The sequence below is a fragment of the Rhizobium sp. SG_E_25_P2 genome, from assembly GCF_029892285.1.
GTDB lineage: Bacteria > Pseudomonadota > Alphaproteobacteria > Rhizobiales > Rhizobiaceae > Rhizobium_E.
The window spans coordinates 236,274-251,118 of record NZ_JARXVM010000004.1; the positions used below are offsets into that span (position 1 = coordinate 236,274).

Annotated in this window: 12 protein-coding genes; 6 read left to right on the forward strand and 6 right to left on the reverse strand. The window is 62.1% G+C overall.

Annotated features, from left to right (window positions below; all coding sequences use genetic code 11):
• Window positions 1–124 precede the first annotated feature (124 nt).
• The 6 genes from ugpC to M2360_RS08575 form a co-directional block, all read right to left on the reverse strand.
• Window positions 125–1,192 (reverse strand): sn-glycerol-3-phosphate ABC transporter ATP-binding protein UgpC, encoded by a 1,068-nt coding sequence (gene ugpC, locus M2360_RS08550; RefSeq protein ID WP_280774417.1) that lies wholly within the window; start codon window positions 1,190–1,192, stop codon window positions 125–127.
• Window positions 1,189–2,112 (reverse strand): PfkB family carbohydrate kinase, encoded by a 924-nt coding sequence (locus M2360_RS08555; protein WP_280774419.1) that lies wholly within the window; start codon window positions 2,110–2,112, stop codon window positions 1,189–1,191. The genes ugpC and M2360_RS08555 overlap by 4 nt, the downstream gene beginning before the upstream one ends.
• Window positions 2,113–3,135 carry an SIS domain-containing protein gene (locus tag M2360_RS08560; protein WP_280774421.1) on the reverse strand — a complete coding sequence of 341 codons (1,023 nt, stop codon included), beginning with the start codon at window positions 3,133–3,135 and terminating at the stop codon, window positions 2,113–2,115.
• The gene (locus M2360_RS08565) at window positions 3,132–3,977 is read right to left on the reverse strand and encodes a carbohydrate ABC transporter permease (protein ID WP_280774423.1); all 846 of its coding nucleotides are present in this window, start codon (window positions 3,975–3,977) and stop codon (window positions 3,132–3,134) included. The genes M2360_RS08560 and M2360_RS08565 overlap by 4 nt, the downstream gene beginning before the upstream one ends.
• Window positions 3,977–4,861: a sugar ABC transporter permease gene (locus tag M2360_RS08570; protein WP_280774425.1), complete on the reverse strand. Its 885-nt coding sequence runs from the start codon at window positions 4,859–4,861 to the stop codon at window positions 3,977–3,979. The genes M2360_RS08565 and M2360_RS08570 overlap by 1 nt, the downstream gene beginning before the upstream one ends.
• Window positions 4,862–4,935: 74 nt before the next feature.
• Window positions 4,936–6,174, reverse strand: a complete 1,239-nt coding sequence (locus M2360_RS08575) for an extracellular solute-binding protein (RefSeq protein ID WP_280774427.1) — start codon at window positions 6,172–6,174, stop codon at window positions 4,936–4,938.
• Window positions 6,175–6,386: 212 nt separating this feature from the next.
• Between M2360_RS08575 and M2360_RS08580 the strand changes: the two genes are divergently transcribed.
• From M2360_RS08580 to M2360_RS08605, 6 genes are all read left to right on the forward strand, one after another.
• On the forward strand, window positions 6,387–7,598 hold the full coding sequence (locus tag M2360_RS08580; RefSeq protein ID WP_280774429.1) for an ROK family transcriptional regulator: 1,212 nt from the start codon (window positions 6,387–6,389) through the stop codon (window positions 7,596–7,598).
• 204 nt (window positions 7,599–7,802) lie between these two features.
• Window positions 7,803–8,735 (forward strand): polysaccharide lyase, encoded by a 933-nt coding sequence (locus tag M2360_RS08585; protein ID WP_280774430.1) that lies wholly within the window; start codon window positions 7,803–7,805, stop codon window positions 8,733–8,735.
• 118 nt (window positions 8,736–8,853) lie between these two features.
• Window positions 8,854–10,749, forward strand: coding sequence for an ABC transporter ATP-binding protein (locus M2360_RS08590; protein WP_280774432.1), 1,896 nt, complete (start codon window positions 8,854–8,856; stop codon window positions 10,747–10,749).
• Complete coding sequence (locus M2360_RS08595; protein ID WP_280774434.1) at window positions 10,746–12,647, forward strand: ABC transporter substrate-binding protein; 1,902 nt, start codon at window positions 10,746–10,748, stop codon at window positions 12,645–12,647. The genes M2360_RS08590 and M2360_RS08595 overlap by 4 nt, the downstream gene beginning before the upstream one ends.
• 2 nt (window positions 12,648–12,649) lie before the next feature.
• Window positions 12,650–13,648, forward strand: coding sequence for an ABC transporter permease (locus tag M2360_RS08600; protein WP_280774436.1), 999 nt, complete (start codon window positions 12,650–12,652; stop codon window positions 13,646–13,648).
• Complete coding sequence (locus M2360_RS08605) at window positions 13,645–14,820, forward strand: ABC transporter permease (protein WP_280774438.1); 1,176 nt, start codon at window positions 13,645–13,647, stop codon at window positions 14,818–14,820. The genes M2360_RS08600 and M2360_RS08605 overlap by 4 nt, the downstream gene beginning before the upstream one ends.
• Window positions 14,821–14,845 lie beyond the last annotated feature (25 nt).

A 14,845-nucleotide genomic window follows, 5' to 3' on the forward strand; every position in this document is an offset into this window, starting at 1 on the left:
GTTAAGACGGGGGCGAAGTCCGGCTCCTTTCCGCCCCCGGAGATCCCGGTTTGTCCGATCGCCATGCTCCAAGTCTTCCGAAATGGCCGTTTACAAACCTTTTCGTCAGAAGGGACGGCGGCGGTCAGTTGAGCCGCAATCCGCTTTCCGGATCGAAAAGATGCAGCGCGGCGAGCGGGGCGGTGAGATCTATTGTCTCGCCCGGCTGGACGCGGCTGTATGGCGGAGCGGAGGCGAGCACGCGCTGGCCGCCGACAGCGCCGGTCAGGATGACCTCTGGTCCGGTCAATTCCGTCACCTCGATCGTCACGGGCAGGCGCGCGCCGTCGCCGCCGGGTTTCAGGGCTTCCGGCCGGACGCCGAGGACGACGGGCATGCCCGCTGGAATTACTTCTGCGCCGGGAGGCAGAGGCAGCTCTATCTCCGATCCGTCGATCGTCAGGCCGTCGGCGCTGCGCCGGGCGTTGAGCAGGTTCATCGGCGGCGCGCCGACGAAGGTCGCGACATAGAGCGTGGCGGGACGGTTGTAGATCGCTTCGGGCGTGTCGAGCTGTTCGATCCGGCCGTTGCGCATCACCGCAATCCGGGTGGCGAGCGTCATCGCCTCGATCTGGTCATGCGTCACATAGACGACGGTGGTCTTCATCATCTGGTGCAGGCGCTTGAGTTCGGTGCGCATTTCCATGCGCAGCTTGGCGTCGAGATTGGACAGCGGTTCGTCGAACAGGAAGACCTTGGGATGACGGACCAGCGCGCGGCCGATGGCCACGCGCTGGCGTTGCCCGCCCGACAGCTGGCTTGGCTTGCGGTCGAGCAGGTTTTCGATCTGCAGCAGGCGGGCGGCCTCGCGCACGGCCTTGTCGCGTTCAGCGGCAGGGACCTTGCGCATTTCCAGTCCGAAGCCGATGTTCCGCGCCACAGTCAGATTGGGATAGAGCGCATAGGATTGGAACACCATGGCGATGTCGCGATCCTTGGGATGCACGCCCACGACCGAGCGCTCGGCAATGCGCACATCGCCGCTGGTCGGCTCCGCCAGGCCCGCAATGATGTTCAGCAGCGTCGATTTTCCGCAGCCCGAGGAGCCCAGGAGCACAAGGAACTCGCCGCTCTCCAGCGCGATGTCGATGCCCTTCAGCGTTTCGACGTCGCCATAATTCTTGCGGATACTGTCGATGGTGAGCGCGCTCATGCGGCGTCTCCTTGCTGGGCGGGTTCGTAACGGCGCGGGAATGTCGAGACCGCGCGCGAGGCAATAGCGACGCCCGCCTCAAGACAGGCGGTCAATGGTTCCTCCCGGGCGAGTGCGGCGAGAAAGCCGGCGTTGAAGACGTCGCCGGCGCCGATCGTGTCGATGACCTCGACTTTCGGGGCGGATGCAGTATGCAGAGCGCCGTCGGGGCCGATCGCGATCGCTCCCTCCGGGCCGCGCTTGACCACGACGATCGCGCCATCAGGCATGATGGTTTTCAGCGCGCGCGCGGCCTCTATAGGATCAGCGACGCCGATCAGCGTGGTGGTCTCGATTTCGTTCATCAGCGCCAGGCGGCAGCGACCAAGCCAGGCGCGCGTCGCGGCGCAATTGGCGTCCGTCCAGCCATCGAGCGGCCAGCCGGTGTCGAGGGCGGCGTCGACGCCTCTGGCATCCAGCCAATCGAACAGCGCGTCGTAATCGCGGGTCAGCACATCGGTGAGGAAGGAGCCGCAGAGCAGGGCATAGCCGCCTGCGAAAGCCGCCGCTTCGAGCATCGTCCGCGTGTCTGTAAAGCTGAAATGCGGCAAATGACCCTTGGTGGTGAAGAAGGTGCGCTCGCCATCGGGATGGGTAATGCCCACCGAGATCGTCGTGCCCTCGGGACGGGCGGGCCAGGCCGCGCCATGGGCGCCGAATTCCCCTTGCAGCCAGCGGCCGAACTGGTCGTCGCCGATATTGGCTGCGATGGTGAAGGAGGTGCCGAGCGCCATCCAGGCGAGCGCGGTGTTGCCCGCGGCGCCGCCGACGCGCAATTCGTTGTGGTCGACGATGATCTCGGTTCCCGGCTGCGGCCAGGGCGCGGCGGGACCCATGATCAGATCGACATTGACGTTACCGATGACGGCAAGCGGCTTCATTCATTCGCTCCGGGTGATTTTGGACGAGCGGACGGGCGTGCCGGCATCGGGCACGCGCGCCTCGGCAAAGGCGACCATCAGGCGCTGGGCTGTCGGCAGCATCGCGAAAATGGCAGCCATGCCGCTCGCTGGCTTGAATGGAATGGTTATGGCGCCCTCGACCGAGGCTTCGCCCGAGGCGTCGAAGATCACCAGCGGCGCTCCCGTGGCGCTCACCGATATCGCCATGGCCGTCACCAGATCGGATGTGGCGTCACGGCCGCGCAACAGCGCGACGCCTGTTGCGGGCGAAAGCATTTCCATCGGACCGTGGCGCAATTGACCGCCTTCGAGCGAGAAGCAGGGAAGACGCGACAATTCCGTGAGGCCAAGCGCCAGCGCTTCGGCGACGCCCTGGAGCCTGCGACCCGAGGTTACTACGGTCTTAACGTTCGAAAAAGCGGCGAGCGCGGGCGTTATGTCCGGATTTTCGGGCGCATTGAGCGCGACGAGTGCGGCGGAGGGATCATCGCCCATTGCTTCGAGCACGGCGAGATGCAGCGCAAAGGTGATGGTGAGGCTGCGGGTTGCGGCGAAGGCGCGTTCGGTGCCGCCGGCGCCAATGAGGCTCGGCGCCGCGCCGGCGAGGAAGGAGCCGGCTTCCAGCGTCAGGCCGAACGTGTCGGCGCTCGCGCCAGTCTCGTTGAACCAGCGGACGACTTCGGCGCTTTCGCCCGACTGCGAGGTGACGATGACGGTCTTACCGTCAAGCGACAGCGGCGCGCCGAGTTGCTCGGACAGCGGGATGGCCAGGGCGTCGATGCCGAGGGCGCGGTAAAGCGGCTCGACCGCGCGGCTGACGGCATGGGAGCCGCCCATGCCGAGCAGCAGAAGCTTGCCGGTTTTCTTCAACGACGCGGCGATGGCGGTTGCGCCGTCATGGGCAGCCTCGTAAGAAGCGATTGCGTCCGCATGCTGGCGGGCCATTTCGCGGTCGATGGCGAGTAGTCCTTCCGGACGTGGGTTGTCCTCAGTCATGATCATCCCTTCACGCCGCCACTGGTGAGGCCTGAAATCAGGGCTCTTTGCATCAGAAGACCCACGGCGACCGGCGGCAATGCGGCGAGCACCCCGGCTGCGGCAATGAGCCCGTAATCGGAGACGCGGCCGCCGGCGAGATCGGCGATGGCCACGGTGAGCGTCTTGGCGCGCTGGTCGGAGGTGAACAGCAGCGCATAGAAGAATTCGTCCCAGGCGAGCAGGAAGGCGAACAGCGCTGACGTCGCCATCACCGGCATCGCCAAGGGCAAGGTGACGATGCGCAGGGTCTGGAACAGGCTCGCGCCATCGATCATCGCCGCCGATTCCAGTTCGCGCGGAATGCCGTCGAAGCCGGATTTCATCAGCCAGGTGGTGAAGGGCGCAAGGATGGTGAGATAGACCAACGCCAGACCGAAGACATTGTTGAGCATGCCGAAAAGGGCGAGCGCCATATAGAGCGGCACGGCGAGCGCCACCGGCGGCAGCATATAGGTGCCGATCACCAGTGTCAGCGACCAGCCGACCGAGGGCGTGCGCGACACCGCCCAGCCGGCCGGAATGGCGAGCAGTATTGCGGCGATCGTCGCCATGCTGGAGATCATCAGGCTGTTGCGCAGCGACGAGGTGAAGGCCGCGCCGGCGCTGTTTTCGATGGTCGACAGAAGCGTGGCGTAGCGGGAGAAATCCATCTCCGACGGCCACCATTTCAGAGGCTTGGCGGCGAGATCGGCGGCGGGCGCGATGCTCATGATGAACAGCCAGGCGAGCGGCGCTAGAATCACGAGCGCGAGCAGCAGCGCAGCGAGATGGATGAAGATCGAGAAAAGCGGGCTCTGGCGTTCCATCAGGCGGCGCTCCCGGCGGTCTTGCGCACCAGCGCGCCATAGGCGAGCGCGAGCAGGGTGACGATCAGCGTGACGATGAGGGCGAGAGAGGCGCCCGATCCCGCGCGCTGGAAGGAAAAGGCTTCCTGATAGACGAGGATCGACAGCGTGCGGGTGGAATTGGCCGGGCCGCCGCGGGTCATGACCCAGATGATGTCGAACACCTTGAAGGCCTCGATCGTCCGCAGCACCAGCGCCACCATCAGCGGGCCGGCGAGATAGGGCAGGATCACGAAGCGGAAGCGCTTCCAGGCGCTGGCGCCATCGACCAACGAGGCTGAAATGATGTCGCGTGGGACGGCCTGGAGGGCGGCGAGCGCGATGAGCGCCACGAGCGGAAAATTCTTCCAGCAGTCGGCGACGATCAGCGCCGCCATAGCCGCGCCGGGTTCGCCGAGCCAGGAGCGATAGTCTGAGATCAGGCCGATCTGGGTGAGGGCGGCGTTGAGCGCGCCATATTCGGGATTGTAGATCAGCCGCCACAGCGTGGCGTTGACGATGGTCGGCAGCGCCCAGGGCAGGATCATCAGCGCGCGCAGCAGCGTGCGGCCATAGAATTGCTGATTGAGAAGCAGGGCGGCGAGCACGCCGAGCACCATCTCCGCCGTCACTGAGATCACCGCAAACCAGGTAGTGGTCACTAGTGTTCGGCGGAAATTGGAGCTCGAGAGCATCTTCACGTAATTGTCGAGCCCGACAAAATGGCCCGGCGCGCCCACGAGCTTGGCGTCGGTGAAAGACAGCCTGACCGTGTCGATCATCGGCCAACCGATCACGGCGATCATCACCGCGAGCAGCGGAAGCATGAGAAGCCATGCCCGGGTCGTGAGCCAGGTGCTGGACATCGTGTCCTCTCGAATTTTTGTGATTGGATGGTCTTAAAAAAGGCGGGCGGCGCCGGGCCGCCCGCAGGTCGGGCTTAGAGCCCTGAATTTTCGACGGCAGATTTCAGCGCGTCTTCGGCAGAGGACTGGCCGAGCAGCGCTTCCTGGATCGCCTGCTGCAGCGCGGTCGACATTTCCTGATATTTCGGCGTGGTCGGACGCGGATACATGGCGGCGAGGCCCAGTTTTGCAGCCGCGATCAGCTCTTCCTGACCCTTGGTGACGGCGGGATCGTCATAGGACGACGCCCAGATCGGCAGGCTCAGCTTGGCGTACTGGTTCTGCACCGGCTGCGAGGTCATGAAGGCAATGTATTTCCAGGCTTCGTCCGGATGCTTGCTGGCGGTGGTCACGCCGAGGCCCATGGAGCCGTTGACGGCGGAGACGTCGCTTTTGCCCGCGACGCCCGGAGCTGGCACGACGCCGACCTTGCCGGCAACCTTGCTGTCCTTGGGGTCGTTGGCCATGTTGTACATATAGGTCCAGTTGAGCGCGAAGGCCGCGTCACCATTCTGGAACACCTTGCGGACATCCTCTTCGAGGAATTCCTTGGAGTTCGGATTGGTGAGGCCGGACGTGTAGCTGTCGACCATGTATTTCAGCGCGTCGAGCGCGCCGCCCTGATCGAAGACCGGCTTGCCGTCCTTGATAAAGTCGCCCTTATAGGCGCTGACCAGCGTCGTGTAATCGCAGATCGCGGCTTCAGCCTGCGACCAGGACCAGGCGACCGGGGTCTTCAAGAGACCCTTGTCCTGGATGAGCTTAGCCTGTTCCTTCAATTCGTCCCAGGTCTTCGGCGGGGTCTTTATGCCGGCCTTTTCCAGGATTTCCTTGTTGTAGAACAGATATTTGGTGTCGAGGATCCAGGGCATGCCGTAGGACTTGCCGTCATACTGCACGGTGGTCCAGGCGCCCGGCAGCACGCCCTTCTTCATGTCGTCGGTGATGCGGGAGGAGACGTCGACCAGCACATTGTTGGAGGCGTATTCGGCCGGCCAGATCACGTCGAACAGCACGACGTCATAGCCGCCGCCGGAGCCCTGGGCGAGCACGGTCTTGTCGTGCAGGCCTTCATAGGGGACGAATTCGAGATTAACCGAAATCTCGGGATTGGCCTTGGTGAAGGCCTCGGTCATCGCGCGCACATCGGCTTCGCTATAGGCGGCCTGCGCCATGAACAGCGCATTGATCTTGGTTTCGGCGAACGCCTGCGATGCGAAGGCCGCGCCGATTGCGGCTGCGCCCATAAGGGTCATTGTCAGGGATTTCAACATGTCTGCCTCCAGTGAGTGGCTACGCTTGATGTCCGCTGCGGCCCTCGGGTCGAAGCGGTGTGCGAAAGGGTCCGAGGACCCGTCGGATGTGGAGCGTCGCGGCGCTTGCGTGGCGCTTTCGCGTTCCCCGGAACTCTTCGGTTCCTTATTAAGTCAAACATCTTGACTTAATCCTTGTGGAATATTCTATGGGTGTCAAGAGGGTATTTCGCATGCATGATCTCAGAACGATCCGCGCCAAAAGCGGCACCAATCAGGAAGGCGCGGGCGCTCACAACAAGCGCGTAATCATCGACGCGCTCCGGCTGAACGGGCAACTGTCGCGCGCCGATCTGGCGCGAGCGACGCGGCTGACGAAGCAGACGATCTCCAACCTGATCGAAGCGCTCGAACTTGATGGCCTCGTGATGTCGGAAGATGTGGTGCGCAAGGGGCGCGGCCAGCCGTCGACGCCCTATAGTCTGGTGCCGGAGGGCGCTTTCGCCATCGGCCTGCAGATTGACCGGCATATGACGCGGGCGATCGCCGTGGACCTCGTCGGCAATGTTTTGGTGCGATCCGAGGCGGCGCTGCCGCCTGACGGGCCGGCGCGCGGCGTGCGCGTCATTCTCGACCTCATTGAGCAGACGCGACGCGAGCTTAGGGCGCTCCGGCCGGAGGCCGAAAGCCGGCTGGCGGGTCTCGGCGTGGCGATGCCGGGTCCTTTCGGACTTGAGCCTGCCGCCGACGATCCCTGGATGATGGGGGCCTGGCAGGCCTTTCCGCTCTTGGAGACGCTCGCCGCCGGGACTGGCCTCGACGTGGCGCTGCAGAACGACGCCGCCGCCTGCGCCACCGCCGAACGCATGGTGGGCGCCGCGCATGGTTTGGATCACGCCGTCTGCCTCTATCTCGGTTACGGCATCGGCGCTGGCCTCATTCTCGGCGGCGAACTTTATAGCGGCGCCCATGGCAATGCTGGCGAAATCGGCATGGCGCTGTTTTCCGACGGAGGGCGCCTGACGCCGCTCGAACACAGGGCGTCGCTCGCCTCGCTCTATCAGGCGTTGGGGCTCGATCCCGCGGCCGGCGATTTACACGACATCATCACGCGATTGGTCGAAGTGGATGACCCGGCTCTGCTGGCTTGGATCGACGCCGCAGCGCGCGATCTTCGCTGGGCTGTGCATCTGATCGAGACGGTGTTCGACCCGCAATCGATCGTTATCTCCGGCGGCGCGCCGCCGGCGCTCGCCAGCCGGCTGATAGCCGCCATCGAGCCGCTGCTTCCCTCGAACGCCGAGCGCCGCGATCGGATGGCGCCGCGGCTGAAGGCCGGCATGTTTGACCCCTGGGCCGTCGCGCTCGGCGCCGCCGCCGAACCCATCGGCCGCGCCTTCGAGCCCCGCTTCGCCGCGATTTTGAAGGAGGCCATCGGTCGCTAGTCGCGGGGGCGAAAGCTCAGATTGACCGCGCGCTGGTGGTTTGCGTCGCGCTTACTTCGCCTTCTCAGTGTTGTGAAGGGCAAGATCTGGCGCCTCTCCGGTTTCCGATTATAGTAAGGACTCGTGAAGCGCGGCCTCGCGGTTGCGACTGGACCTGAGAGTGAGAGTGCCAAAATGTTTCGTGTCCTGATGTCGGGGGTGTTGATGTCCTTGTTGGCCGCCGCGCCCGTGCCTGCCGATCCGTTGAATACCCGTCTTGAGGATCGGTTCGAGGGTCAGGACTTCTCTCCCGAAGGGGGGCTCTATTATAAAGACAATGCCGAGCAGCGAGCCGGATCGGTGGAGTTTCAGGGCGCGGACGTCTTTGAGGGCAAGGGGGCGTTGAAACTGTCCGTGCGCCCGCTTTGCAATGCCGCAGAAGAAGGTTGTAGCGAGCGCGCCGAAATCTGGGAAAAGCCGGAGCTTCGCGCACCCTATGAAAGCCCGGTCTGGTTCGGTTTCGCCGTCAAGTTCGCAGAGCCCATTCCCGATGACGATCACCGCTATCTGATCGCCCAGTGGAAACGCGAGATCGAGGCGGATGCGGAAGGCGATTACAGCCCGTTCCTGGCGTTCCGCATGCGCAATGGCAAATTGTTCATCACCGTCGAGACCGATCTATTCGACGAGGGTGCGACGACTGGCGCTGGCAATGTCCAGAACGCCTGCCCATCTGGCGGAACCCCGGTGTGGTTGCGGCCCAAGGTCAAGCAGATGCGCGCTTTCGTGGCCGGGGACGCCGCCTGGAGCCCCGAGGATGGCGGCGAATTTGCGAGCTGCACGACTGCGATCCAAGTGACTTCGCGCGGAGAATTGCCGAAACCCTCCTCCGGCTGGATCGATTTCGCTGTTCTCAGCAAGCCGGGTCCGAATGGAGACGGTCATATCGAGATATTCGCCAACAAGGTCTGGGTGGCGACGATCAAGGGTCGGATCGGGCATCAGGGCAAGGGACTCGGCCCCAACCAGTATTTCAAGTTCGGCCCCTATCGCGCTGCGCGCGACGGCGTCTGGTCGCTGTATTACGATGATTTCCGCCGCTCGCCCGATTGTCGAGATGTATTGCGCGACAAGGCTTTGTGCGCCGCAATCAAGTAATGTTCGGCGGAGCTTCATAAAAATATTGTGAACGGCGCATAGACGCATCCCTGGTCATGCGTTAGCCTCTTTTTCAAAAAGAAGAAGAGCGCCGAGGGCGCGAAGGGGAAATAGTGGAATGAGCCTTGGACGGGATCTCCTCAGGATCGAGGACCTGAGCATTTCCTTCTCTCTGCTTGGGGGGAAGTTCGATGTCGTCAAGAAGGCGGCTTTGCGGGTGTCGCCGGGAAAGATCACGGCGTTGGTCGGCGAATCGGGTTCTGGAAAATCGGTGATCAGCCAGGCCGTGATGGGAATCCTGCCGTCTATTGCATCCGCTTCTGGCAAGATCCTGTTCAATGATCAACTCTGTGCACAAGGGCCGATCAATATCGTCGGTCTGCCGCGTGACGGGCGCGATATTCGCGCGCTGCGCGGCAACCGCATGGCGATGATTTTTCAGGAGCCGATGACGTCGCTGTCGCCGCTGCACACGATCGGCAACCAGATATCCGAAGTTCTCGCCATCCACGAGGCCATGTCCGCCGACGAGCGTAGGCAACGGACGGAAGAGATGTTGGGATTGGTCGGCTTTGCCGACCCCGTCCGCGCTTTCGGCATGTATCCGTTCGAACTCTCTGGCGGCATGCGACAGCGAGCGATGATCGCCATGGCGTTGATCTGCCGCCCGTCGCTGCTGATCGCTGACGAGCCGACCACCGCGCTCGATGTGACGATCCAGGCGCAAATTCTCAAGTTGCTCAAGGATTTGCAGGCCAAACTTGGCATGGCGATTCTGCTGATCACCCATGATCTCGGCGTCGTCGCCAATGTCGCCGACGACGTGGTGGTGATCTATCACGGCGAGATCATGGAGGCCGGTCCGGTCGAGGAGATATTCCGCTCGCCGTCCCATCCCTATCTAAAGGCGCTAATGGCGGCGGTGCCGCATTTCGACATGGAGCCGGGACAGCGGCTAAAGTCGCTGCGCGAAGCCAAGGTCAACGTACAGTCGCTCGTCGGGCAAGGGGAGGCGGTTTCGGCTCATGCATCCGATGTAATCCTGAGCGTTCGCAATGTGTCCAAGACATTCAGCAAAGGGCGCTCCATCTGGTCACGCAAGGCGGAGACAAACACGACGCCCGCCGTGCGTGACGTGAGCTTCGATGTGAGGCGCGGCGAATGTCTCGGCCTTGTTGGTGAAAGTGGTTGCGGCAAGACCACGCTCAGCAAGATCCTGATGCGCGCGGTGACGCCTGACGCGGGCACTGTTACGTTCAACGGCGCCGATGGCCGCGATATCGACGTGCTTTCGGCCGAAGGCGGTGGGCTCGCCGCATTGCGCACCAAGATCCAGATGGTGTTCCAGGATCCGGTGTCGTCGCTGTCCCCACGCATGACGATCCAGAATGTGGTGTCCGAGCCGCTGGAAATTCATAAGCGCGGCGATGCGGAGATGCGCGCCGCGAAAGTCGCGGCTCTCATCGAGGCGGTCGGTCTGGAAAAACGCCACCTCAACCGCTATCCTCACGGACTGTCGGGCGGACAAAGGCAACGTGTGGGCATAGCCCGCGCGCTCGCGCTCCGGCCGGAACTGGTGATCTGCGACGAGCCGGTCTCGGCGCTCGATGTGTCGGTGCAGGCGCAGATCCTCAATCTTCTCAAGGATCTGCAGTCTGAACTGTCGCTCACCTATATCTTCATCTCGCACAATCTCGCCGTCATCGATTATATGGCGGATCGCATCGCGGTGATGTGTAAGGGACGGCTCGTCGAAATCGCCCCGCGCCACAAGCTGATGCGCGAGCCCGCGCATCCCTATACGAAGTCGCTTCTGGCGGCGGTGCCGTTTCCGGATCTCGACCGGCCCCTGGATTTCACCACGCTGCTCGCCAATGGCGCATCCGATCAAAAGAGCTGGAGTCCGCAATTCCGCGAAGAGGCTGATGAGCATGCGCTTGCGCCGGCCGATCTCGGCGACGGCCATTTCGTTCTCGCGCGGCAGACTGTCGATGCGCGGGAGTTGCGCCCATGATGGACAGGCGGACATTCCTGGGCGCTATGGCCGCGACGCTCCTTCCGGTCGGGAGCGAGGCGGCGACGCGAGAAGCGAAATTCTTCGAGGACCGTTTGCTGGCCGGTTCGCTCGACCCGGTGCAGATGCGGCTTCCCCGCCATCCGCGCGTGATCAATCTCGCCGCGATGGGCCGCCAGCCTGGCGTCTATGGCGGCACGGTGCGCAGCATTATAGGCAGCCAGAAAGACATTCGCCTGATGACGATCAACGGCTATGCCCGTCTGGTCGGCTATGATGAGAACCTGGCGCTGCAACCGGACATTCTCGAAAGTTTTGAATCGATCGAGGATCGCGTCTTCACCTTCAAAATCCGCGAGGGGCATCGCTGGTCCGATGGGTCGCTGCTGACCTCGGAGGATTTCCGCTATACCTGGCAAGACGTCTATATGGACAAGGACCTCAAGCGCGGCGGCCTGCCGCGCGAGTTGCTTGTCGATGGTGAAGGACCCGGTTTCGAGGTGCTCGACGCGTATACGGTCCGCTATACGTGGAAATTGCCCAATCCCGATTTCCTGCCCCGCATCGCCGGGCCGCAGCCGTTGGTGATGGTCATGCCGGCGGCCTATATGAAGCAGTTTCACAAGCGCTATCAGGACGAGTTCCGCCTGAGTTCGCTGATGAAAGAATATAAGGCCAAGAAATGGGTCGATCTGCACATCAAGATGTCACGCAGCTATAGGCCTGAAAATCCCGATCTGCCGACGCTCGATCCATGGCGCAACACCACCGCGCCGCCATCCGAGCAGTTCGTGTTCGAGCGCAATCCCTATTTCCACCGCGTCGACGAGAACGGGCTGCAACTGCCCTATATCGATCGGATGATTCTAAGCGTGAGCGCCAACGACATTATCGCCGCCAAGACCGGCGCAGGTGAAGCCGACCTGCAATTCCGCGGGCTCGATTTCACCGACTACGCCTTCATGAAGGATGCGGAGAAACGCTATCCGGTGAAAGTGTCGCTGTGGAAGCGGACGACAGGTTCGCAGGTCGCGCTGCTGCCGAACCTCAACACCGCCGATCCCGCCTGGCAGGCTCTGATGCGCGACGTTCGCTTCCGCCGGGCGCTTTCGCTCTCCATCGACCGCACCGAGATCAACAAGGTGGTCTTCTATGGCCTGGCCGCGGAGAGCGCCGACACGGTGCTGCCGGAAAGTCCGCTGTTCAGGCCCGAACTCAAGACGGCCTGGGCAACTTTCGATCCCGCAGGCGCCAACAAGCTGCTCGACGAGATCGGTCTGACCGGGCGCGACGATGACGGCTTGCGCCTGCTGCCCGATGGTCGCCCGTTGCAGATCGTCGTCGAGACCTCAGGTGAAAGCACCCTGGAAACCGATCTTCTGGAGCTGATCACCGATCACTGGCGCGAAATCGGCGTCTCTCTCTTTATCAAGACGTCTCAACGCGACGTTTTCCGCAGCCGCGCCATCAGCGGAACGATCATGATGTCGGTCTGGTCGGGACTCGACAATGGCGTGCCGACGCCGGACATGAATCCGGGCCAGCTCGCGCCGACCTCCGACGAGCAACTGCAATGGCCGCTCTGGGGCAGCTATTACCTGTCCAACGGCATGGAAGGCAAACCGCCTGAAATTCCAGAGGCGCAAAAGCTTGTCGACCTGCTCGGCCAATGGCGACATGCAAGCGCCACGGAGGAGCGGCGACGGATTTGGGATGAGATGCTGTCGATCTATTCCGACCAGGTATTTTCCATCGGCATTGTCAATTCGGCGTTGCAGCCGATGATGCGCTCGTCTCGTCTGCGGAACATGCCGGACAAGGGCCTGTTCGGCTTTGATCCGACCTGCTATCTCGGCGTCTATATGCCGGACACGTTCTGGTACCAGGAGGAAGCCTGACCATGCTGCGTTACATCGCCTGGCGCTTCCTTGTGATGATCCCGACTCTGGTGATCATCTCCGCGCTGATCTTCACCATCATCGAACTGCCTCCCGGCGACTATTTCGAAAGTTATGTGGCTGAAATCCAGGCCCAGGGCGAAGCCGTCGACATGCAGGAGATCGAGGAACTCCGGGCTGAATACGGCTTCGACCAGCCGCCGGTGCTCCGCTACTTCCACTGGGTCGCCGGCATGCTGCAGGGCGATTTCGGCTATTCCTTCGAATATCAGCTGCCGGTGTCGGACGTGGTCGGCGACCGCTTGTGGCTGACCGTGCTGGTGTCGTTCTGCACAATTCTCCTGACCTGGCTGATCGCCTTTCCGATCGGCATTTATTCCGCCACGCATCAGTATAGCTGGTCCGATTATGGCCTGACCCTTTTGGGTCTGCTGGGGCTTGCGATCCCGAACTTCATGCTGGCGCTGATCCTGATGTATTTCGCCAATATCTGGTTCGGCACTTCGGTCGGTCACCTCATGGACCAGAAATATCTCGGCGAACCGATGAGCTGGGAGAAGTTCAAGTCGGTGCTGGAGCATCTCTGGATCCCCGTTCTGATCATCGGCACGGCGGGCACCGCGAGCATGATCCGCAAGCTGCGCGCCAATCTTCTCGATGAGTTGCAGAAGCAATATGTGGTGACGGCGCGCGCCAAGGGCATGCATCCGTTCAGGGCGTTGGTCAAATATCCGCTGCGCATGGCGCTCAACTTCTTCATCTCCGATATCGGCTCGATCCTGCCGGCGATCATTTCCGGCGCCGAGATCACCGCCATCGTGTTGTCCTTGGAGACCACGGGCCCGATGCTGATCAAGGCGCTGCAGAGCCAGGACATGTATCTTGCCGGCTCATTCCTGATGTTCCTTGCATTCCTGACCGTCATCGGCGTGCTGATCTCCGATATCGCGCTCGCGTTCCTCGACCCCCGCATTCGTCTTCAGGGCGGGAGCACCAAATGACATCCTATCTTCCCGAACCGGGCGCGCCGCTTGGCCATTATGTTTCCGAGGCTCCCTTCGATCCCTATTCGGTCGAGCAGGACACCGCCGAACAAAGCCGCTACAACAAGGCGTCGCAACTGCAGTTGATGTGGTGGAAATTCCGCCGTCACCGATTGGCGGTGATTTCAGGCGTCTTCCTGGTGGTTTTCTACTTCATCATCATGATCGCCGAGTTCCTGGCGCCCTACAATCTTCACTCCCGCCACCCAGATTTCATCCATGCGCCGCCGCAGGCCGTGCATCTTTTCCACAATGGCGATTTTGTCGGGCCTTTTGTCTATGGACGCCAGATGACGCTCGACATGGACACTCTGCGGCGCGTCTACACCGAAATTCCGGACCAGGTGCAGCCTTTGCGCTTTTTTTGCCGGGGAGATTCCTATCGCTTCTGGGGGCTGTTCGACAGCAATACGCATCTCGTCTGCCCGGCCAAGGGCGGCCAGATGTTCCTTTTGGGCACCGATCGGCTTGGTCGAGACGTGCTCTCGCGCATCATCTATGGCGCGCGCATCTCGCTCACCATTGGCCTCATCGGCATCGCCATCAGCTTCACTCTCGGCGTGATCATCGGCGGCTGGGCGGGCTATCTCGGCGGTATTTTCGATCTCGTGGTGCAGCGCATCATCGAAGTGTTGCAATCCATCCCTAGCATACCACTATGGATGGCGCTTGCGGCCATCATGCCGGTAACCTGGAGCCCCATGCTGATTTATCTCGGCATCACGGCCATATTGGGCCTTCTTGACTGGACCGGGCTTGCTCGCGCTGTCCGATCGAAGCTCCTGTCGCTTCGAGAGGAAGATTACGTGCTGGCCGCGCAATTGATGGGCGCAAAAAGCAGCCGCATCATCGGGCGGCATCTGGTGCCGGGTTTCATGTCGCATCTGATCGCCACGGCCACCATGTCCGTTCCGGGCATGATTCTCGGCGAGACGGCTCTGAGTTTTCTCGGGCTCGGCCTGCGCCCTCCGATCACAAGTTGGGGAATTCTGCTCACAGAAGCGAAAAGTGTGAGCGTGATAGCCTTTTATCCGTGGCTGCTATTTCCTATTATCCCTGTGATGCTGGTGATACTGGCGTTCAACTTCCTTGGCGACGGTCTGCGTGACGCCGCCGATCCCTATAAATGAGGTGAGTTCGACATGTGGAAGAGTG

Coding starts and splice junctions, on each gene's coding strand:
- M2360_RS08590 (WP_280774432.1), top strand. CDS start 8,854: ATGAGCCTTGGACGGGATCTCCTCAGGATCGAGGACCTGAGCATTTCC.
- M2360_RS08555 (WP_280774419.1), bottom strand. CDS start 2,112: ATGAAGCCGCTTGCCGTCATCGGTAACGTCAATGTCGATCTGATCATG.
- M2360_RS08565 (WP_280774423.1), bottom strand. CDS start 3,977: ATGGAACGCCAGAGCCCGCTTTTCTCGATCTTCATCCATCTCGCTGCG.
- M2360_RS08585 (WP_280774430.1), top strand. CDS start 7,803: ATGTCCTTGTTGGCCGCCGCGCCCGTGCCTGCCGATCCGTTGAATACC.
- M2360_RS08580 (WP_280774429.1), top strand. CDS start 6,387: ATGCATGATCTCAGAACGATCCGCGCCAAAAGCGGCACCAATCAGGAA.
- ugpC (WP_280774417.1), bottom strand. CDS start 1,192: ATGAGCGCGCTCACCATCGACAGTATCCGCAAGAATTATGGCGACGTC.
- M2360_RS08595 (WP_280774434.1), top strand. CDS start 10,746: ATGATGGACAGGCGGACATTCCTGGGCGCTATGGCCGCGACGCTCCTT.
- M2360_RS08600 (WP_280774436.1), top strand. CDS start 12,650: ATGCTGCGTTACATCGCCTGGCGCTTCCTTGTGATGATCCCGACTCTG.
- M2360_RS08560 (WP_280774421.1), bottom strand. CDS start 3,135: ATGATCATGACTGAGGACAACCCACGTCCGGAAGGACTACTCGCCATC.
- M2360_RS08575 (WP_280774427.1), bottom strand. CDS start 6,174: ATGTTGAAATCCCTGACAATGACCCTTATGGGCGCAGCCGCAATCGGC.
- M2360_RS08570 (WP_280774425.1), bottom strand. CDS start 4,861: ATGTCCAGCACCTGGCTCACGACCCGGGCATGGCTTCTCATGCTTCCG.
- M2360_RS08605 (WP_280774438.1), top strand. CDS start 13,645: ATGACATCCTATCTTCCCGAACCGGGCGCGCCGCTTGGCCATTATGTT.